This is a genomic window from Sphingomonas sp. Leaf62, from assembly GCF_001421915.1.
Lineage (GTDB): Bacteria > Pseudomonadota > Alphaproteobacteria > Sphingomonadales > Sphingomonadaceae > Sphingomonas.
On record NZ_LMLN01000001.1, the window covers coordinates 139693 to 160106 of the forward strand.

Sequence of the window (20414 nt, forward strand, 5' to 3'; positions counted from 1 at the left end):
GGAGGGGTACATGGAACGTCGGGGACAACCATTGGCGCGCGACGCGATGGCTTATGTTCTGGCGGGCGGGCGCGGCAGCCGGTTGTTCGAAATGACCGACACCCGCGCCAAGCCCGCCGTCTATTTTGGCGGCAAGAGCCGGATCATCGATTTCGCACTGTCGAACGCGATCAATTCGGGCATCCGCCGCATCGGCGTGGCGACGCAGTACAAGGCGCACAGCCTGATCCGCCACTTGCAGCGCGGCTGGAACTTCCTGCGTCCCGAACGCAACGAAAGCTTCGACATCCTGCCGGCAAGCCAGCGAATTAGCGAATTTCAATGGTATGAGGGCACCGCCGATGCGGTGTTCCAGAATATCGACATCATCCAGAGCTATAATCCGGAATATATGGTCATCCTCGCGGGCGATCATATCTACAAGATGGATTACGAACTCATGCTGCAACAGCATGTCGACACCGGCGCCGACGTGACGGTGGCGTGTATGGAAGTGCCGCGGATGGAGGCGGTCGGCTTCGGCGTGATGCATGTAGATGCGCAGGACCGGATCATCGATTTCGTCGAAAAGCCCAAGGACCCGCCGGCGATCCCCGGACATCCCGATCTCGCGCTCGCCAGCCTTGGCATCTATGTGTTCCGTACCGCCTTGCTGTTCGAGGAACTGCGTCGCGACGCCGATACAGCGGATTCCAGCCGGGATTTCGGCAAGGACCTGATCCCGTGGCTGGTGAAGCATGGCCATGCGCAGGCGCATCGCTTCTCCGCATCGTGCGTGCGCAGTCCCGAGGAACCGCGTGCCTATTGGCGCGACGTCGGTACCGTCGACGCCTATTGGGAGGCGAATATCGACCTGACCGACGTCGTGCCCGAACTCGACCTGTACGATCGCAGCTGGCCGCTCTGGACCTATTCGGAAATCACCCCGCCGGCGAAATTCGTTCATGACGTCGATGGCCGGCGCGGTTGCGCGGTGTCGAGCCTGGTATCGGGCGACTGCATCGTGTCAGGGTCGAGCATCCATCGCAGCCTGCTGAGCACCGGTGTACGCGCGCACAGCTTCAGCAACATCGATGAATCGGTGATCCTGCCGATGACCCGGATCGGGCGCGGCGCACGATTGACGCGGTGCGTGGTCGATGCCGGCGTGACGATCCCCGACGGGCTGGTGATAGGGGAGGACCCGGTGATCGACGGTCACCGCTTCCGCCGGACGGAACGGGGAATTTGCCTGATTACCCAGCCGATGATCGACCGGCTGGAGGCGTGATGACCCGTTCGACACCTTCGCGCACCACGGGCAGTTCGTAGGTGCGCGTCCTATCGGTCGCTTCCGAGGCGTATCCGCTGGTCAAGACCGGCGGCCTTGCCGACGTCGTCGGTGCCCTGCCCGCAGCCCTTGCTCCACACGGTGTCGAGACGACAACGGTGTTGCCCGGCTATCCGTCGGTGCTGAAGCATTTGGGCAAAGCAAAGCCAGTCCATCGTTGGGACGACCTGCTCGGTACGCCAGCGCGGTTGCTGGACGGAAAGATCGACGGCCATCCGCTGCTGGTCCTTGACGCACCGGAGTTGTTCGTCCGCGACGGTGGCCCCTATGCCGACACAAGGGGCCGCGACTGGAGCGATAACTGGCGGCGCTTCGCCGCACTCGGTCGGGCGGCGGCGGATATCGCGCCGCGGTTCGACCTGTTGCACGCGCATGACTGGCAGGGGGCGATGGCGCCGGCCTATCTGCGCTACGACGGTGCGACCGTGCCTAGCGTCCTGACGATCCACAATATCGCCTTTCAGGGCCGCTATGACGCCGCCGTGTTTGCCGGACTGAACCTGCCGGACGCCGCCTTCGCACTCGACGGCATCGAATATTATGGCGGCGTCGGCCTGCTGAAGGCCGGACTGGCATCGGCCGATGCGATCACCACCGTGTCGCCGAGCTATGCCGAGGAAATCCGGCGCAGCGAATTCGGCATGGGTCTCGAAGGATTGATCGAGGCGCGGCGCGACCGGGTGAGCGGCATCGTCAACGGGATCGATCCGGTGATATGGTCGCCCGAGCATGACACCGCCCTCCCCGCCCGCTATTCCGCGCGCAACCTTTCGCGCCGCCGCGCGAACAAACGCGCGGTCGAGGCGGCGTTCGACCTCGATTGCGGCGACGGACCGATCTTCATCGTCGTCAGCCGGCTGACCTGGCAAAAGGGTATGGACGTGCTCGCCGACAGCCTCGACGCGCTGGTCGCGATGGGCGGACGTCTGGCCTTGCTCGGATCGGGCGATGCGGCACTGGAAGGCGCGTTCATGGCGGCGCGCAACCGGCACGCCGGACGTGTCGGCGTGCGGATCGGCTATGACGAAGCGCTCTCACATCTGTTGCAGGGGGGCGGCGATGCGATCCTGATCCCATCGCGCTTCGAACCATGCGGGCTGACGCAATTATATGGGCTGGCCTATGGCTGCGTACCGGTGGTGGCGCGGACCGGCGGATTGGCCGATACGGTAATCGATGCGAACGAAGCGGCGGTGGCCGCCGGCGTTGCGACCGGGGTCCAGTTCGCGGCGGTGACGCCGGACGGGCTACTCCATGCGTTGCGCCGGACGATGGGGCTATATGCCCGTGGCGATCTGTGGACGGCAATGCAGAAACAGGGGATGCGCGCCGACTTTTCATGGAAGCGCAGCGGCGCGCGCTATGCCGAACTCTATCGCGGCCTGACAGCCCGGTGATTGCCGGTGCCAGTGCCATTACCGGCGGAACCCGCTTTGCCGTCCGCGCGCGGGATGCCGCGGCGGTATGGTTGTGTTTGTTCGACGGCGACGGCGACGCCGAGCGCCGGGTGGCAATGATGCGCAACGGCGACTGGTTCGTCGTCGATGTCGCCGGTGTCGGTCCGGGGCAGCGTTACGGCTATCGCGCCGACGGCGACTGGGCACCCGCGGCGGGGCGCTGGTTCGATCCGGCCAAGCTGCTGGTCGATCCCTATGCCGTCGAACTCGACCGGCGGTTCGTCCACGATCCGGCCCTGTCGCGGTTCGGGGCGGATACGGCGTCGATCGTACCGCGCGCGATCGTCCCGACACCGTCCGAACCGGTCCGGTCGGAGCCACCCCGCATCGATCCAGCCCGGCCGATCTACGAACTGAACGTGCGTGGCTTCACCATGCTGCACCCCGACGTGCCGGACGCACTGCGCGGGACGATCGCGGCGCTGGCGCATCCATCGGTCATCGCCCATCTGCGCAAGATCGGCGTCGGTGCGATCGAACTGATGCCGATCGTGGCGTGGATCGACGAACGGCATCTGCCACCGCTGGGGCTTCGCAATGCGTGGGGGTACAACCCGGTCGCGTTCATGGCGGTCGACCCGGGCCTTGCCCCCGGCGGCATCGCCGAACTGCGCGACACGATCGCGGCACTGCATGCTGCCGATATCGGCGTGATCCTCGACGTCGTGTTCAACCATAGCGGCGAGAGCGACGTTCATGGGCCGATCCTGTCGCTGCGTGGGCTCGACGATCGCAGCTATGCGCATGCACCGGACGGGCGCCTCATCAACGATACCGGCACCGGCAATACGCTGGACGCCGGGGACGCGGGGGTTCGCGATCTGATCCTCGCGTCGCTGCGGCATTTCGCGGCGTTGGGCGTCGACGGGTTCCGCTTCGACCTCGCCCCGGTCATCGCGCGGTCGCCGGGGTTCGATCGCGACGCCCCGATCTTCGCCGCCATCGCCGCCGACCCGCTGCTCGCCGACCGGGTGATGATCGCCGAGCCATGGGATATCGGTCCGGGCGGGTACCAGCTCGGGCGGTTTCCGCCCGACTGGCTCGAATGGAACGACCGCTATCGTGACGATGTTCGCCGGTTCTGGCGCGGTGACGGCAGCGTCGGCACCTTGGCGACGCGGTTGATGGGGTCGGCCGATATTTTCGGATCGCCGACCCGCAGCGTCAATTTCCTTGCCGCGCATGACGGCTTCACCCTTGCCGACCTAGTGTCGCATGTCGATCGGCACAATCATGCCAATGGCGAGGATAATCGCGACGGGCATGGCGACAATCTGTCGTGGAATCACGGGGTCGAGGGGCGGTCGGACGATGCGCGCGTGATCGATGCCCGCGCCGCTGATCTGCGCGCGTTGCTCGCCACCCTTTTCGCGACGCGCGGCCATATCCAGTTGACCGCGGGCGACGAATTCGGCCGCAGCCAGCGGGGCAACAACAACGCCTATGCACAGGACAATGCGATCACCTGGGTCGACTGGGCGGCGCGCGAGGTGGCGCTGGAGGATCATGTCGCGGCATTGGCGCGCTGGCGGCGCGAACGACCGGCGGTGTTCGACCGGCACGTACCCGATCAGGCAACATGGCTGACCCTCGACGGGCAGCCGATGACCCCGGCAAACTGGGAAGCACCCGACTGCCCCGGCTTCGAACTCCGGCTGCCCGGCGCGTCGATCCGGGTCGATCGCGCCGGACGAACCGTCACCTTGCGATAGGGTCGCGCACCCGAAGCATCGCCACCGCCGCCAGCGCCATTACCGTCGCCGCGACCAGCATGGTGTAGACCGGATTGGTCGGGAACCACGTCTTGATGACCCCGCCCATCACGGTCGCGACGATCAGCTGCGGCAGGACGATGAAGAAGTTGAAGATGCCCATATACACGCCCAGCTTGCGCTGCGGCAGCGCGTTGGCGAGCAGCACATAAGGCATGGTCAGGACCGAGGCCCATGCGATGCCGATCCCGATCATCGGCAGGATCATGCCCATTCGGTCATGCGTCAGGAAGATGCCGATATAGGCCACCGCGCCGATGGCGAGGCATAGCAGATGCGTCCGCGCCGCGCCGATCCGGCGTGCCAGCACCGGCAAGGCGAACGCCGCCACCGCCGCGACGCCCGAATAGATGGCAAAGAGGACGCCGACCCAGCTACCCGCCTGATTATACCCGTCCGAGGTCGGGTCGATCGTGCCCCAGACCTGCTGCGCGATCACCGGGGTCGTATAGACCCACATGATGATGAGCGCGCCCCAGGTGAAGAACTGGACCAGCGCCAGCCGCCGCATCGTGTCGGGCATGGTCGCCAGATCGCCGATGATGTGGCTCAACACATTGTCGCCACGTCCGGCGCGGACCAGCGCGCCGGATATCAGCTGCGCCACGCCGTAGAGCGCGATGCCGGCGGCGACGAAATAGGCTTCACGACCGCTTGCCAACGCTCCACTGCGCTCGGCCCATGCGATCAGCAGCGCGACGACGATGCCGCCGACGATCCACAACGGTCCGCGCTGGGGGATGACGGGCGGGGCATGGTCGACGGGTTCCTGCGCTTCTTCCCCGAACGCCGCCAGTTCCGCCGGGCTGAATTCGCGAACGGTCAGGACGGTCCACAGCACCGCGATCAGCAGCATCACGCCGCCGAAATAGAAGCCATAGCGGACGGCATCGGGCACTTCGCCCGCCGGGGCGGTGTTGCTGACGCCGAAGACGTTTTCGAAGACATAGGGCGCGATGCTGGCGACGACCGCGCCGGCACCGATGAACCATGTCTGGAATGCATAGCCCGCCGGGCGCTGGCGAGGGGACAGCATGTCCCCGACGAACGCACGGAACGGCTCCATCGACACGTTCAGCGACGCGTCGAGGATCCACAGCGTCATCGCCGCCGCAAGAATGCTCGGCGCGTTCGGCATGAAGAACAGCGCACAGGTACACAGGATCGCACCGATCAGGAAATAGGGTCGCCTGCGCCCCAGTCGTCCCCACGTCCGGTCGGAATAATGGCCGATCAACGGCTGGACCAGCAGCCCGGTCAGCGGGGCCGCGATCCACATCAGGCCCAACTGGTCGATGGGGGTGCCGAGCGACTGGAAAATGCGACTGGCATTCGCGTTTTGCAGCGCGAAGCCGATCTGGATGCCGAAGAAACCGAACGAGATGTTCCAGAGCTGGGCGAAGCCGAGCGTCGGACGGTTGGTAGTCGTCATAAATCCTCCCCGTTCACGGGGAGGGGGACCGTCCGCAGGACGGTGGAGGGGGAGCGCTCCACCCGCCACCGTAGCGTTGCGGGGCCATCCCCCCCCACCACCGCCTTTGGCGGCGGTCCCCCTCCCCGTTCCGGGGAAAAACTTTACTTGCGCTTCGCTGCCACGAACCGGATCGCTTCGCCACCGCCGGGTGCCAGCGCGATCGTCATCGTATCGCCCTTCTTCACCGGCCGCTGTTCGATGGTGATCGAATGGCGGGCATCGGTCCGGTAATCGGCGCCCGGTCCGTCGCGATAGATTTCCGCCGTATAGGTCTTGCCCGCATCGAGGAAATCGAGCGTCACCGTCGAGTTGCGTGCTTCCTCGTCGCCGATTGCGCCCAGATACCAGTCGTTGCTGCCCGCCGCCTTGCGTACGATCGTCGCATAATCGCCGACCTCGCCGTTCAGCACGCGGGTGTCGGACCAGTCGGTCGGCACGTCGCGGATGAACTTGAAGGCGGCGGGATAACGCGCATAATTTTCAGGCGTATCGGCCGCCATGACGACCGGTGAATACAACACGACATATAATGCCAGTTGCTTGGCGATGGTCGATTTGATCGCACTGCCATTGCTGCCGGTCAGGCTCAGCACGCCCGGCGTGAAGTCCATCGGGCCGCCCAGAAATTGGGTAAAGACCATGTTGGCTTCATGCTCGGGTGGGTTCTTGCCGCCTTCCCACGCGTTATACTCCATACCGCGTCCACCTTCGCGGCTCAGCCAGTTGGGATAGGTGCGCCGCAAGCCGGTGTCCTTGACCGGTTCATGGCTGTCGATCGACACCTTGTAGCGGGCGGCAGCGTTCAGGACGCGCTGGTGATGGTTCACCATCCATTGGCCTTCATGCCATTCGCGGTGCTTCGATCCATCGGCATCGACGCGCTCGATCTGGCCGGCATCGGTGACATAGCCGGTCTTGACCACGCGTTCGCCGTGGTCGGCCGCCCATTTGAACGCGGTGTCGAGTTGCGCGTCGTAATGGCTGACCGAACCGCCGGTCTCATGATGGCCGATCAGGCGTACACCTTTCGATTTCGCATAGGCGGCCAGCGCCGCCGCATCGAAGTCCTCCGTCGGGCCACTGAAGTTCATGTCGTTGCCATTGCCGAGCCAGTCGCCGTCCCAGCCGACATTCCATCCCTCGACCAGCACTCCCTGAATGCCGTTGGCAGCAGCGAAGTCGATGTAGCGCCGGACATTCGCGGTGGTGGCGCCGTGCTTGGGCCCCCGCGCCCAGGTCCAGTCGCCCTTGATCATGTTCCACCACACGCCGACGAACTTGCCCGGCTGAATCCAGCCCGACGTGTCGCCCAGCTTGTTGGGTTCGTTGAGGTTCAGTCCGATCCGGCTGGCCGCGTACAGCCCGGCGGCATCGTCGGCGATGGCAATCGTCCGCCACGGTGTCGAAAACCCGGCAGCGCGTGTCACCTTGGGACCGTTCGACCCCGGCGTCAGCACCGCGCGAAACGTCGTTCCCTCGGCCCGGGCGAGGTTCATCGCCGAATAATCGGTCAGCGCCGCTTCGTGGATCGCGACGTGGCGCCCGCTGGCAAGCTTCACTGTCATCACTGTCTGGGCGGTGCCGACCGCGTCGAGCGGGGTCTTGTTGTAAAGATACTCCTCACGATTCCATTCGAACGCCGGCTTCCACCATGCGGTGCCGGGTTCGGCAAAGGCGAACTGGGTCAGTTCGTCGGCGATGTTGACCGTCGTCAGGTTCACTTGTTTCGGCAGGGTATAGCGAAAGCCGACGCCATCATCGAACAGGCGGAAGGTGACCGCCATCTCGCGCTTCAGGTTCTTCGCCTCGCGGAAGGTGACCGTCAGTTCGGTGTGGTTGTCGCGGATCGTCTTCCACTCGCCGAACGGCTGTGTCCAACTGCTGTCCGACCGGTCGCGCTTCGTCCCCGCCAGCGTCAGCCCGCGCTCGATCTTCGGCGCGTCGGTGAACAGGAAGCCGAGCTTGCTGTCGTTCAGCACCGCCCTGCCATCCTTCGCGACCGAATAGCTGGGGCGACCTTCGTTATCGAGACTGATGGCAATCGTCAGCTTGCCGTCGGGCGACGCAGCGCGTGCGACGACCTCGGCAAAGGCGGGCGAGGCCATGGCGGTCACGCCGGCCAATGCCAGCGCCAGTTTGAACATCCTCAACCCATTATTCCTTATGCTTGATCGCGGATCGCGACCTGCGCCGCGAACGGCCCGAACCGGTCCCCGTCAACGTCGCCAATGGTTTCGATGGCGCGCCAGCCGGCGCCCGCCGCAAATGCCGACGCGGCAGTCGATAGATTGAACACACACAACAACTCCTGCCCATCGAGCTCGCGTTCAAAGGCGAGGATAGCGTCCGATGCCTCGACGATGGTCATGCTGCCCGACCGCAGCGCTGGATGTGCGTTGCGCAGGCGCAGGGCGCGGCGCGTGAAGTTTAGCAACGAACGGGCGTCGTCCTCCTGCCGGTCGACCGCCAGCGGGCGATGGGTAGCACCGGCCGGCAGCCACGGCTTGCCCTTGCCGAAACCGAGATTGTCGGCATCGGCCGCCCATGGCATCGGGGTGCGCGCCCCGTCGCGCGACAGGGTCAGCGGCCAGTTGGCGATCGCCTCCGGGTCCTGCAAATCCTCGAACGCGATCTCGACCTGCGGCAGGCCCAGTTCCTCGCCATTGTACAGGAAGATATTGCCGCGCAGGCAGGCGAGCAGCATCATCTTGATCCGGCCGAAGGCATCGGCATCGGCCCCCTCGGGCAACCAGCGGGATACGGCGCGCGGCGCGTCATGGTTCTCGAACGCCCAGCTCGGCCATGGCGAACCGTCGTCCCATGGCTCGATCGCGTCGCGCAGGATGCGGGGCGACAGTTCGGGGGCGTAGAGAAAATCGAAACCATAGGCCGTGTTGAGCCGCGTATCGCCCGCGCAGAACAGCTTCATTTCACGCGTCGCGTCGTCGCCACCGATCTCCGCCACCGTAAAACGGTCGCCGTCATAGCTATCGAACAGCGCGCGCACCCGTTCAAGGAAGGCCGGAATGTCCGGATGCCCCTGATTATACAGCTTGCGCTGGAAATCGAACGGGCGGGTCCGGGTCTTGCCGTTGCTCGGCATGGGCGGATTGTCCCGCAGTTCGGGATCGTGCATCGCGAAGTTGATCGCGTCGAGCCGGAATCCGTCGACGCCGCGGTCGAGCCAGAAGCGCGCCGTGTCCAGCAACGCCTCCTGCAATTCCGCATTGTGACCATGAAGTTGCGGCTGCTCCTTCAGGAAGTTGTGCAGATAATACTGGCCGCGCCGCGCGTCCCACGTCCATGCCGGACCGCCGAATACCGACTGCCAGTTGCTGGGCGGCGAACCGTCGGGCTTGGCATCGGCCCACACGTACCAGTCGGCCTTGGGGTTCGTGCGGCTCGACCGGCTCTCGACAAACCACGGATGCTCATCGCTGGTGTGTGACCATACCTGGTCGATTATGATTTTGAGGTTCAACGCATGGGCGCGCGCGATCAAGACGTCGAAATCGGCGAGCGTGCCGAAAATCGGATCGACATCGCAATAATTTGCAACGTCATAGCCAAAGTCTTTCATCGGCGATGTGAAGAACGGCGACAGCCAGATCGCGTCGACACCCAGCGACGCGACATGGTCAAGATGCGCGGTAATGCCCGGCAAATCGCCGATACCGTCGCCATTGCTGTCCGAAAAACTGCGCGGATAGATCTGGTAGATGGTCGCGCCGTGCCACCAGCGACGGGCGTTCGCAGTCTCGGTCATTATCGGGTCTCCGCGGCGCATGCCGCATAGCCAAGGGCGGGAAGGTCGACACGGATCGCGCCGGGCGCGGTCACGGTGCCGCAACGACCGGCAAGCGCGCGGAAGCGGATCGAGGCGGTTTCGACCTGTACATTACGAGTGATCGGCGCGGTCGAGGTGTTGAAGAGCAACAGGACTTCGGCGTTGCTGGTCGGATCGAAGCGCGACATCGCGAGCAGGCCCGGCGTTTCCTCCCGCGCGCGCAATAGCTGCCGTCCACGGGTCAGCGCCGGGGTCGCCGTCCGCAACTTCGCGAGGTCGGCGATCTGCCGATACAGCGGGTGGGTCGGGGTGAAGTTCGCGGTCGCCGTAGTGGCATTGGTCCCGACCAGCTTGTTGTCGTTGTACGACGCAACCTGCGATGCGAACATGTCTTCCCGCGCGTCCTGATCGTTGCCGTCGCCGGCGAAACCCTGTTCGTCGCCCGAATAGATCGTCGGCACGCCGCGCAGCGTCAGCAGCATCGCATTCGACAGCATCACGCGCGACAGGATTTCGGCATCGCTCGCCTCGGGTCGCGCTTGGCGGAGGTAGAAGGCGAAGCGGCCATTGTCATGGTTTCCGGTAAAGGTTGGCAATTGCCGCGCCATCGCCTCGCCACCGGCATACAGGACGTCGCCGTCGAACACGGTTTCGAACGCGTCAGTACCTTTCTTGCCGGCGACGGTCTGCAAAACCGCTTCGCGGAACGAAAAGTCGAGGACCGCCGGAAACTTGCCAGTCTTCGTCCACGCCGCCAGCCCGCCCGCGTCGAGCGACGACATCGCAACCTCCCCAAAGATATGGAAGTTCGGAATACCCTTCGCCCGGGCACGGTCGCGCATCGCCGGCACGAACGCTGCCCAGAATTCGGGGTTCACGTGCCGAGCCGTGTCGATGCGATATCCGTCGATGCCGAATCGGTCGATCCACCCGCCGAAGATGTCGATCATCCCGGCAACGACGCGCGGGTTTTCGGTCATCAGATCGTCCAGCCCGACGAAGTCGCCCATCTGCGAACTTTCGTTGGTGAAGGTCGTGTTGCCGCGATTATGGTAATAGATCGGATCGTTGAGCCACGCCGGGACCTTCACCGCTTTTTCGGGCGTAGGTACATAGGGGGTGTAGGCGAAGGACGGATCAGTCAGCTTGGCAAAGTTCTCGGCCGTCTGCACGCCGTCGCCGGCAAAGCCACGGTTCTTGCCCTTTGCCGCATAGGGATAGTCGGCGCGGCTGCGATAGACGCACGCGCTCTTGCCGGCACATTCGCGATACTGGATCACGTCGGCGGTGTGGTTGGCGATGATGTCCATATAGACCTTCATCCCCCGCGCATGTGCCGCATCGACCAGCGCCTTGAAATCGGCGTTGGTGCCGAGATGCGGGTCGACCTGCGTGAAGTCGGTTACCCAATAGCCGTGATAGCCCGCCGATTCCTGTCCCGGACCACCCTGTACCGGCTTGTTCCTGAAGATCGGTCCGACCCAGATCGCGGTCGCGCCGAGCGACTGGATGTAGGGCAGTCGCGCGGTCAGCCCATTCAGGTCGCCGCCATGGTAGAAGCCCTTGGCGGTCGGATCATAGCCATGGACCATCCGGTCGCCGGTCAGGCCGCCGCGATCATTGGCGCGGTCGCCATTTTCGAACCGGTCGGGCAGCACGAAATAGATCACCTCGTCCTCGGGCGCGCGGGCGCGAAAATCCTGCGCGGCGGCAGGCAGCGCGCTGGCACCCAGCGTCAGGGCGAGGAGCAGGGATCGGATCACGCGGCAACCTTTACATCGGGCGCCGGGCAGTGGGCGCGCAGGAACTGGTCATGGGTCGGCATCCGCGCGACCGTGGCGGCGACATGTTTCGAACTCATGTCGAGAAACTGGCTGCGGCGTTCGGCGGGCAGCGCATCGGCGAGCGGATGATAGCCGCCGGCCCGCACCCCCTGCCCGACCAATAGTTGCACCCATGCGACTTCAGCGAACAATTCGTGTTCGTCGCGAACGATCCGGCCGGATTCACGGAACAGCGCGATGCGTTCCGCCAGACTATCGGGCAGCGGCGTCGCACGGCGTTCCTGCCAAAAGGGTTCGTCACGACCGTTCAGCGCATAATGCGCGATCAGGAAGTCGCGAACGCCGAGCCATTCGCGTTCCGACTGGCGGTTGAACGCGGCGATATCGGCGGGACGCGGCCGGGAGGCGGGCCAGAGCGACAACAGCCGCGCAATGCCCGACTGGACCAGATGGATCGACGTCGATTCGAGCGGCTCCAGAAACCCCGCCGCCAGTCCCAGCGCGACGCAATTGCCGATCCACGGCGCATGGCGACGCCCGGTGGTGAAGCGCAGCGGCCTGGGATCGGCCAGCGCCGCTCCGTCGAGGTTGCCGAGCAACGTCGCCGCTGCTTCGTCGTCGGACAGATGCGCGCTCGAATAGACCAGCCCGTTCCCAGTCCGCGCCTGTAACGGGATGCGCCACTGCCATCCCGCCGACCGGGCAGTGGCGCGGGTATAGGGCGTAACCGGCTGTGTCGCGGCGCAGGGGACCGCCAGTGCCCGGTCGCACGGCAGCAGCGCCGACCAGTCGTCCCAACGATCGCCCGCCAGCCGCCCGATGAGCAGCGCGGCAAACCCCGAACAATCGACGAAGAAGTCGGCCGCGATGGTCCGTCCGTCGTCCAGCGTGACAGTGTCGATCCCGACGTCGTTCAGACCGACCGCAACGACCCGCCCCTCGGCCCGTTCGACCCCGCCCGCCTCGGCGCGTTCGCGCAGATACGCGGCGTAGCGCGCCGCATCGAAGTGATAGGCCCACGCGATGCCCGATGGTGCCTGCGGATTGCCCGGATCGCGATCGAACCGGTTCGCCGACGCCGCGGCCGCACACGCGCTGTGCGACCATAGCGATTCCGGCGCGTCGCCGCCGCCCGCCGCCAGCCAGTAGTGATGGAACGGGACCAGCCCCAGCGACCGGCCGATCGTACCGAAGGCGTGGAGGTAGCGACTGTCCGTACCGTTCCAGCCGGCGAACTCGATACCGAGTTTGAAACTGCCCCCGGTGCGCGCGACGAAGTCGTCCTCGTCGATCCCCAGATGTTGATTGAACAGGCGAAGCTGCGGGATCGTCGCCTCGCCCACCCCGACCGTCCCGATCGCATCGGATTCGATCAGCGTCACCCGCGTATCCGCCGGCAGGAAGCGCGCGAGCGCCGCTGCCGTCATCCAGCCGGCCGAACCGCCACCGACGATCGCCACGCTACGGACGGGTACCTGATCGATCGCCATCAACGCCTCCCGTCACGTCACCCCGCCCGTCCGGTTACGGACGGCCGGCATGGGGCTTCAGAACCGGAACGATGCCCCGGCGAGAAAGCGCCGGCCATAGCTCTGATAATCGATCACCGCGAGATCGTACGACGGATCGACGGTCGCGAAGCGTTCGTCGGTCAGATTCTGTCCCTGCACGAACAGCGACAGCCCTTCGAGCGTCGTTCCCTTCGGGAATTCATAGCCGACCTGCGCATCGATGATCGTTTCGTCGAGCGCCCGGCGACGCTGGCGATTGCCACCGAAGCCCGACAGTTCGCCGACGAAGGTCGACCGGTACCGCGCCGACCCCCGCGCGCTGAAGCCCCATTTTTCGAAATAGGCGGTGCCGTTGACGACCCATTTCGAATAGCCGGGGATGTTTTCCGGCGGCGAGTTGGGATCGGGCTTGATCTGGGTCTTGGTCCACGAACCGCCCCCGGTGACGCCGAACCCGTCGAGGAACGATACGAACGTGCTGAGCGGCAGCGTGGCGGCGAGTTCGACGCCGTAGATGTTGCCGCCTTCGCCATTGATCGGCCGGTCGACGCGACCGAGGGTCGGGGTACCCGCAGGCGTGCCGGTCGGGGTCGGAAACGCGAGATAGTCGAACGGCAGCGTCTGGTTGTACACGTACGACTTCAGGTCCTTGTAGAAGCCCTGTGCCGCGATGTAGCCCGCACGCCCGAAATATTTCTCCAGCGTCAGGTCGAATGAGTTCGACCGGATCGGGCGCAGCGACGGATTGCCACCGCCGCCGGTGATCAGCTGTTCCTGCGGATTGTAGCCGAAGCCCAGCGCGACGCGCATATCGTCGAGCCGCGGCCGCTGTACCTGCCGAGCGGCACCCGCGCGGATCACCCAGTCGCCCGGCATGCGCAGCGACAGGTTGAGGCTGGGCATCAGGTCCCAGTAATCCGCACCGCGCGTTGTCGGCGACAGCACCTGATTGGCGGCGATCAGCCCCGACGACTTCTGTTCGGTCGCCACGGCCTGCACCCCGACGTTGCCGGTCAGGACCGATCCGCCGATTTCCTGATCGATGTCCGCCTGGACGTACATCGTCATCAGGTCTTCTTCGATACGAAACGCCTTCGCCGGCACGTCCGGACTGGTGTTGGCGTTCAGCTGGTAGACGCCACCTGCCAACAGGTCGCGCGGATCGTAGCTCAGCATCGGTCCGAGACCCAGATAGCTGAGGCTGGTCGGTTCCTGAATATACTGGTCGGGGATACGCAGCGAGCGCAGGCCGCCGCTCAGCGCCAACAGGCTTTCGCGCGGATCGAGCGACTTGTCGCGATCGGTATAGTTCAGCCCGGCCTTCACCGCGCCGAAGAAGCCGTCGAGCTCCTTCTCGACCTCGAAGCGGTATTGCGCGATCCGGTCCTGCACCTTGCGGTCGTTGAAATAGCCGGCCTGCAGGTTCGACCCACCCCAACCGAGCGGATCGGTCAGCAGGATCAGGTTCGGATCGGAATAGTTCAACGTCGGGCTGAACCGCGTGCCGGTCTTGCCGCTGGTAAAGCTGATCGTATCCTTTGCGCCGACATTCTGGCCATAACCGGTGCCGGCATAGCTTTCGAGGATGATCTCCTCACGGTCGGTGCGCGAATAGCTGGCATCGAGCGTGGCGTTCCAGCCATCGTCGCCGCGCCACGCCATGTTGTAGCCGAACGCATACAGCTTCGCCTTGCGCTCGAACGCGTCGTTGCGAACGACGCCCTCGACGTTGCCGAACGTACCCGATGTGACGAAGCCGTCGCTGTTCGCGGTCGTGCCGGTCAGCTTGACGCCCTGCGGCTGGGTCGGATCGTTGAAGGATTGCCCATAGCCGAGCGGCAGTTCGATACCGCGCTTCAACTGATCGTCGTTGAAGTCCGAATAGAAGCCGTCGACGGTAACGGTCAGATTGTCGACCGGCTTGTATTGCAGCGTGCCCGACAGGCCGAGCCGCTTCAGACGCGTAGAGGTGACGTAGGACTTCGACCCGCCGATGACGCCCTGCCCGTTGAAACCGGCATAGCCCCAGGCGTTGAATTCCTGAATCTGGTACGGTTCGTCGAGATAGTTGGCCGACAGCGCGATGCCGATCGTGTCGTCGGCGAACTGGTCGACATAGGTGCCGCTGACCCGATAGCCCTTGTCGCGCGATCCGGCGTTCAGCTTGCCGAGGTCGGCATAGGTGCCACGTGCCCCGATCGAGATCACCTGACGACCATATTCGAGCGGGCGGACGGTGCGCAGGTCGACGGTACCCGACAGGCCCTGTCCGACGAGGTTCGCCTGACCGGTCTTGTAGACCAGAACCTGGCCCATGATTTCGGCCGGATACTGGTCATATTCGACGGCGCGGTTGTCGCCGGTCGACGTCTGTTCGCGACCGTTGAGCAACGTCGTCGAGAAGTCGGGCGCGAAGCCGCGGATCGAGATCGAGTTCGAACGACCCGACACCCGCTGCGACGTCAGACCCGGCAGGCGGGCGATCGATTCCGCGATCGATGCGTCGGGCAGCTTGCCGATATCCTCGGCACTGATCGATTCGACGACCTGATCGCGGTTCTTCTTTTCGGCGACCGCATTTTCGAGGCTGGCGCGGAAACCGGTGACGACGATATCCTCGTCCGCGTTCGTCGCGGGATCGGTCGGGTCGGTGCCGTCGGCCTGCACCGTGGTCGGCTCCGCTGCGGTCGTCGCCTGTGCGAACGCGCTGCCGGTTCCTGCCAATGCGCCTGCCGCGATCAATGCCGTGATGCTCGCGCCGCGCGCCAGCCGGGCGCATGTCAGCGCCTGCGATGAATACCGCATATCCCAATCCTCCCCAACGTTGTTCGATTCCCCGGTTCTTCCGCCCGGTTCGTCCATACCCTCTTATTGAAACCATCGGTCGCGCTTGGGAAGCGGACAGCATACGTATTCAGTCGATGCTTGCCGATGGCGGATCGGCACCGCTACACCGGTGCTTTCTCTCGATCGATCGGGCCGACAACCGGCCGCAAAGGACCAGTCATGCCGGCGGGCGACAAGCCGACCTCCTTCGATATCGCGGCGCTGGCCGGCGTATCGCAGCCGACCGTCAGCCGGGCATTGCGCGGCGACCGGACGGTCAGCGCCGCGACGCGGCTGCGGATCGAGGCGATCGCCGCGCAGCTGAATTACAAGGTCGACAAGAACGCGTCGGCACTGCGGCGCGGCAGTACGTCGACGCTGGCGCTGCTGTTCTTCGAGGACCCTGCGCCCGACGGATCGCGGATCAACCCGTTCTTCCTGTCGATGCTGGGATCGATCCTGCACACCTGCGGGGCGCGCGGCTATGACCTGCTCACCTCGTTCCAGCACCTCTCGGCCGACTGGCACGTCGATTACGAGGATAGCCGCAAGGCGGATGGGCTGATCCTGCTCGGCTATGGCGATTTCGACGATTATTCGCGGCGGCTCGACCAGTTGGCGGCGCAGGGCACGCATTTCGTGCGCTGGGGATCGGCCGATCCGGCGCATCCCGGCACCGTCATCGGCTGCGACAATTTCGCTGGCGGGCATGATGCGGGCCGGCACCTGATCGCGCGCGGGCGGCGGCGGATCGCGTTTCTGGGCGATGCGTCGAGCCGGTATCCGGAGTCGCGAGACCGTTTTCGCGGGCTTGCCGCTGCGTTGCAGGACGCCGGATTGCCCGTCGATCCGGGGTTGCAGGTCGACGCATTGTCGAGCGAAGCGTCGGGCTATGACGCTGCCAGCCGGCTGATCGGGAGGGGCATCGCGTTCGACGCGATCTTTGCCGCGTCGGACATGATCGCGCTGGGTGCGGTCCGCGCGCTGGCGGAATCGGGGCGAAGCGTTCCCGATGATGTCGCGCTGGTCGGTTTCGATGATATTCCCGCCGCGTCGCTGGCCCAGCCACCGCTCACCACCATCCGACAGGATTATGCCCGCGCCGGCGAATTGCTGGTCGAAATGCTCATCCGGCAGATCGACCGGCGCGCGACCGCCCCCACCCTATTGCCGCCCGAACTGGTCGTTCGAAAATCGACCTGAGCCCCTTGCGGTCGATGATATAAAGTCACATTTGCGTCGGCATGCAACGTTCGACCTTTCTCGACAGCGCCGCGATCGGTGCGTCCCTGCTCTGCCTGATCCATTGCATCGGCCTGCCGATCCTGTTCGCGCTGTTGCCCGCGCTGGCGACGATCGGTCTGCCGTCGTCGGAATGGCTGCATCTCGCGCTGCTGCTGACCGCGATACCGATCAGCGGACTGGCACTGGTTGGCGGATGGCGGGCGCATGGCGCGGTGGTCCCGCTGCTGCTGGGCGGCGTGGGCCTTGCCGGGCTTGCCGCCGGACTGGCGTTCGGCAGCATGCCCGGTGCGGAAACCGCGCTGACCGTCGCCGGCAGCCTCGCGCTCGCCATGGCGCATATCGGCAACTGGCGACGGCTGCGGACCGCCTGACCGGGTCAGATTCCGACCGAAATCTCCTGCCCGGCCACGCCCGGCACGTCGACCTCGAAGCGGAACAGATTGCCCGCCAGCGGCTGCGCCGCGGCCTGATCCGCATCATGATGCTTGTTGGCCGTCGTCGCGAAGACCGTCTTGCGATCGGGTCCACCGAACGCGACCTTGGTGACCGCGTCGACCGGCAGCCGGATCGTTTCCAGCAACTCGCCCTTGGACGAATACCGGCGGATGCCCCAGCCGCCGTACAGGCTGATCCACACGCAACCCTCCGCATCGACCGCCGGTCCGTCGGGATGGCCTTCGGCATTCGGGATCGTCACGAACAGTCGCCGGTCGGTCAGCGATCCGTCTGCGGCGACGGTACAGGCATAGACATGCCCGCCCAGCGTATCGACGTGATACAGCGTCCTGCCATCGGGGCTGACCGCCGGTCCGTTGGTGATCGCGACCTGCGGGCTGGACGCGATGGCGGTGCCGTCGGCCGCAAGGCGATAGATCGCACCGGTCGCAGCACGCTCGCCATCGTCCATTGTCCCGAACCACAGCTGACCGTTCGGCGCGACCGTCGCGTCGTTCAACCGGTTGCCCGGCAGATTGGGTTCCGGACCGACCAGCAACGCAAACGCGCCGGTCGTCGGATCGAAGCGGTGCAACCCGCTTTGCAGCCCGGCGATGAACTTGCCATCGGCGGAGGGCAGCACGAACCCGCACTGTCCCGGCGCAGCCCAGCTGCGCCGCTCGCCGCTCGCCGGATCATAGCGGTGGATGCGCGGCGTCTTGATACAGACGAACCACAGCGCGTTGTCGCGGTCGACCCAGTTCGGCCCTTCCAGCAACGGTGCCGACAGATCCCAGACGCTGACCGGTTCGGACTTCTGTACCTTCGTCATCCTATCGCCATCCTGCATCAACGAAAAAGCTGTGCCCGGTTACCAGCCGCGCATCGTCGGACGCAAGGAACAGGATCATCGCAGCGATGTCGCCTGCAACCAGCCGCCCGTTCAGGCACTGCGCCTTCACGATCTCGGCCTCGCCCTCGGGCGTGTACCATTTCAGCTGGCGCGGCGTGCGGACATTGCCCGGAATGACGCAGACCGAGCGGATGCCGTCGCCGCCCAGTTCGCGCGCGAAACTGCGGGTGAGCCCCTCGATCGCGGCCTTGGCAGTCTGGTAGAGGGTCAGTTCCTCCAGCGCCAGATGCCAGCTGATCGACCCCATGTTGACGATCACGCCCTTGCCCTTCGCCTTCATGCCCGGGATCACCGCCTGTGCCGCGAAGAACAGGTGGCGCAGGTTCACGCCCATCCGGTTGTCCCAATAGGATTCGTCGACCTGCTCGATCGTGTGGCGATCGTCGCTGGCAGCATTGTTCACCAGCACGTCGAATTCGCCACCCTCGGCAATCGCATCGGCAATCGCCGTCTTGAGCGCGGCGATATCGGTAAGGTCGACCCGCTTGAACTTCGGGATCGGACCGACGTCCGCCAGTTCCGCGATCAGCTGCAGCGAATCCGCTTCGGCAATGTCGAAGAAGGTGACGTGCGCGCCCTGCCGCACGAACCCCTCGACCACGCCCGCGCCGATCCCCGACCCGCCGCCGGTGATAAGCACGCGCTTGTTGCCAAGCGAGGGAAACGAGGCGCGAGCTTCGGGCGCGATCGGGTAGGCGAAATCGTCAGGCGACATGGGTGCTTCCAGCAAAGAGGTGTCAGGCGGCGATCAGGCCGCGGCGCGCAAGGTTGCGCATCAGGTCTCGGATGCCGAAATTCCATGGATCGGCAGCCTTCGACGTGGTGACGGTGTTGGCCAGCTCGCCCAGCGACGGGGTCGAGATCCGTACGACATCGCCCGGCTTGTGGGTGAAGCCTCGGCCCGGTTCGTCACGGTCCTGCACCGGCGCGAACAACGTGCCGAGGAACAGGACGAAGCCGTCGGGATATTGATGTTCGGACAAAGCCTGCCGCACCAGATCCTCGGGATCGCGGCTGATCTCGCGCATCGTGCTGGTGCCGGTCAGGACATAGCCTTCGGGACCGTCGATGCGCAGGTCGACCACGGCGTTGCGCACCGTATCCATCGTGAAATGGTCGTCGAACAGGCGGATGAACGGGCCGATCCCGGTCGAGGCGTTATTGTCCTTCGCCTTGCCGAGCAGCAGCGCCGAGCGGCCTTCGAAATCACGCAGATTGACGTCGTTGCCCAGCGTCGCGCCGACCGCCTTGCCGTCGCTAGTGGCGACGACGACGATTTCCGGCTCCGGGTTGTTCCACGACGAGTCCGACCGGATACCGACATCGCCGCCCCATCCGATCGTCGACAGCACCGGCGCCTTGGTGAACACCTCGGCATCGGGGCCGATCGCGACCTCGAGATACTGCGACCACATGCCTGCGTCGATCAGCGCGGCTTTCAGTTCGGCGGCTTCGGACGAACCCGGCTTTACCGAGCGGATGCCACCGCCGATGCGCGCTTCCAGATCGCCGCGAATACCCTGCGCCGCATCGGCATCGCCGCGCGCGCGTTCCTCGATCACCCGCTCCAGCGCGGAAACGGCAAAGGTCACGCCCGCCGCCTTTACGCATTGCAGGTCGATCGGCGACAGGATCGGCGGATGGTCGCCCGCCGGATCGGCCAACGCCGCCGCATCGCACACGACCGGACCGTCGAGCGACGCGATATCGCTCCGTTCCAGCAGGTCGGCGACCGTCGCGGCGTGGGCCGATACGTCGATGACCTTGCCCCCCTTCACCACCACCGGTGTCGGGCCGTCGGCCAGTTGCATCCGCCCGACCAGCAGCGCCCGGTCATGATCCATCGGCAGCATCCGCGCGGCATGTTCGCTCTTCATGTC

14 protein-coding genes are annotated in these 20414 nt (G+C 65.2%); 5 read left to right on the top strand and 9 right to left on the bottom strand.

Annotation, left to right across the window (positions count from 1 at the left end; genetic code table 11):
- Window positions 1-10: 10 nt before the first annotated feature.
- Genes glgC through glgX form a run of 3 tightly spaced genes read left to right on the top strand, consistent with a single transcriptional unit; the run spans window position 11 to window position 4499 of the window.
- Complete coding sequence (gene glgC, locus ASE91_RS00615; RefSeq protein ID WP_082453735.1) at window positions 11-1270, top strand: glucose-1-phosphate adenylyltransferase; 1260 nt, start codon at window positions 11-13, stop codon at window positions 1268-1270.
- Between the two features lie 41 nt (window positions 1271-1311).
- The gene (glgA, locus tag ASE91_RS00620) at window positions 1312-2727 is read left to right on the top strand and encodes a glycogen synthase GlgA (protein ID WP_056621784.1); all 1416 of its coding nucleotides are present in this window, start codon (window positions 1312-1314) and stop codon (window positions 2725-2727) included.
- Window positions 2670-4499, top strand: a complete 1830-nt coding sequence (gene glgX, locus ASE91_RS00625; protein WP_082453739.1) for a glycogen debranching protein GlgX — start codon at window positions 2670-2672, stop codon at window positions 4497-4499. Before glgA ends, glgX begins: the two co-directional genes overlap by 58 nt.
- On the opposite strand, the gene ASE91_RS00630 is transcribed toward glgX, so the two are convergent.
- The 6 genes from ASE91_RS00630 to ASE91_RS00655 form a co-directional block, all read right to left on the bottom strand.
- The gene (locus tag ASE91_RS00630; RefSeq protein WP_056621787.1) at window positions 4486-5991 is read right to left on the bottom strand and encodes an MFS transporter; all 1506 of its coding nucleotides are present in this window, start codon (window positions 5989-5991) and stop codon (window positions 4486-4488) included. The two genes, glgX and ASE91_RS00630, sit on opposite strands and share 14 nt — an antisense overlap.
- A gap of 143 nt (window positions 5992-6134) precedes the next feature.
- Window positions 6135-8177 (bottom strand): glycoside hydrolase family 97 protein, encoded by a 2043-nt coding sequence (locus tag ASE91_RS00635; RefSeq protein ID WP_056621789.1) that lies wholly within the window; start codon window positions 8175-8177, stop codon window positions 6135-6137.
- 17 nt (window positions 8178-8194) lie between these two features.
- Window positions 8195-9799 (bottom strand): alpha-glucosidase, encoded by a 1605-nt coding sequence (locus ASE91_RS00640; protein ID WP_056003982.1) that lies wholly within the window; start codon window positions 9797-9799, stop codon window positions 8195-8197.
- Complete coding sequence (locus ASE91_RS00645) at window positions 9799-11583, bottom strand: alpha-amylase family glycosyl hydrolase (RefSeq protein ID WP_056621791.1); 1785 nt, start codon at window positions 11581-11583, stop codon at window positions 9799-9801. The genes ASE91_RS00640 and ASE91_RS00645 overlap by 1 nt, the downstream gene beginning before the upstream one ends.
- On the bottom strand, window positions 11580-13094 hold the full coding sequence (locus ASE91_RS00650; protein WP_056003987.1) for a tryptophan halogenase family protein: 1515 nt from the start codon (window positions 13092-13094) through the stop codon (window positions 11580-11582). The genes ASE91_RS00645 and ASE91_RS00650 overlap by 4 nt, the downstream gene beginning before the upstream one ends.
- Before the next feature lie 57 nt (window positions 13095-13151).
- Window positions 13152-15920, bottom strand: a complete 2769-nt coding sequence (locus tag ASE91_RS00655) for a TonB-dependent receptor (protein WP_082453736.1) — start codon at window positions 15918-15920, stop codon at window positions 13152-13154.
- Window positions 15921-16121: 201 nt separating this feature from the next.
- Between ASE91_RS00655 and ASE91_RS00660 the strand changes: the two genes are divergently transcribed.
- Entirely contained in the window at window positions 16122-17144 is a 1023-nt protein-coding gene (locus ASE91_RS00660) for a LacI family DNA-binding transcriptional regulator (RefSeq protein ID WP_056621794.1), read from the top strand.
- A 41-nt stretch (window positions 17145-17185) separates the two neighbouring features.
- Window positions 17186-17557, top strand: coding sequence for a MerC domain-containing protein (locus tag ASE91_RS00665; protein ID WP_056621796.1), 372 nt, complete (start codon window positions 17186-17188; stop codon window positions 17555-17557).
- 5 nt (window positions 17558-17562) lie between these two features.
- On the opposite strand, the gene ASE91_RS00670 is transcribed toward ASE91_RS00665, so the two are convergent.
- Genes ASE91_RS00670 through ASE91_RS00680 form a run of 3 tightly spaced genes read right to left on the bottom strand, consistent with a single transcriptional unit; the run spans window position 17563 to window position 20411 of the window.
- Entirely contained in the window at window positions 17563-18453 is an 891-nt protein-coding gene (locus ASE91_RS00670; protein WP_056621799.1) for an SMP-30/gluconolactonase/LRE family protein, read from the bottom strand.
- A 1-nt stretch (window position 18454) separates the two neighbouring features.
- Window positions 18455-19249, bottom strand: coding sequence for an SDR family NAD(P)-dependent oxidoreductase (locus ASE91_RS00675; protein ID WP_056621801.1), 795 nt, complete (start codon window positions 19247-19249; stop codon window positions 18455-18457).
- A gap of 22 nt (window positions 19250-19271) precedes the next feature.
- Window positions 19272-20411 carry a fumarylacetoacetate hydrolase family protein gene (locus ASE91_RS00680; RefSeq protein ID WP_056621803.1) on the bottom strand — a complete coding sequence of 380 codons (1140 nt, stop codon included), beginning with the start codon at window positions 20409-20411 and terminating at the stop codon, window positions 19272-19274.
- Window positions 20412-20414: the final 3 nt, after the last annotated feature.

Coding starts and splice junctions, on each gene's coding strand:
- glgC (WP_082453735.1), top strand. CDS start 11: ATGGAACGTCGGGGACAACCATTGGCGCGCGACGCGATGGCTTATGTT.
- glgX (WP_082453739.1), top strand. CDS start 2,670: ATGGAAGCGCAGCGGCGCGCGCTATGCCGAACTCTATCGCGGCCTGAC.
- ASE91_RS00630 (WP_056621787.1), bottom strand. CDS start 5,991: ATGACGACTACCAACCGTCCGACGCTCGGCTTCGCCCAGCTCTGGAAC.
- ASE91_RS00635 (WP_056621789.1), bottom strand. CDS start 8,177: ATGTTCAAACTGGCGCTGGCATTGGCCGGCGTGACCGCCATGGCCTCG.
- ASE91_RS00640 (WP_056003982.1), bottom strand. CDS start 9,799: ATGACCGAGACTGCGAACGCCCGTCGCTGGTGGCACGGCGCGACCATC.
- ASE91_RS00650 (WP_056003987.1), bottom strand. CDS start 13,094: ATGGCGATCGATCAGGTACCCGTCCGTAGCGTGGCGATCGTCGGTGGC.
- ASE91_RS00655 (WP_082453736.1), bottom strand. CDS start 15,920: ATGCGGTATTCATCGCAGGCGCTGACATGCGCCCGGCTGGCGCGCGGC.
- ASE91_RS00660 (WP_056621794.1), top strand. CDS start 16,122: ATGCCGGCGGGCGACAAGCCGACCTCCTTCGATATCGCGGCGCTGGCC.
- ASE91_RS00665 (WP_056621796.1), top strand. CDS start 17,186: ATGCAACGTTCGACCTTTCTCGACAGCGCCGCGATCGGTGCGTCCCTG.
- ASE91_RS00670 (WP_056621799.1), bottom strand. CDS start 18,453: ATGACGAAGGTACAGAAGTCCGAACCGGTCAGCGTCTGGGATCTGTCG.
- ASE91_RS00675 (WP_056621801.1), bottom strand. CDS start 19,249: ATGTCGCCTGACGATTTCGCCTACCCGATCGCGCCCGAAGCTCGCGCC.
- ASE91_RS00680 (WP_056621803.1), bottom strand. CDS start 20,411: ATGAAGAGCGAACATGCCGCGCGGATGCTGCCGATGGATCATGACCGG.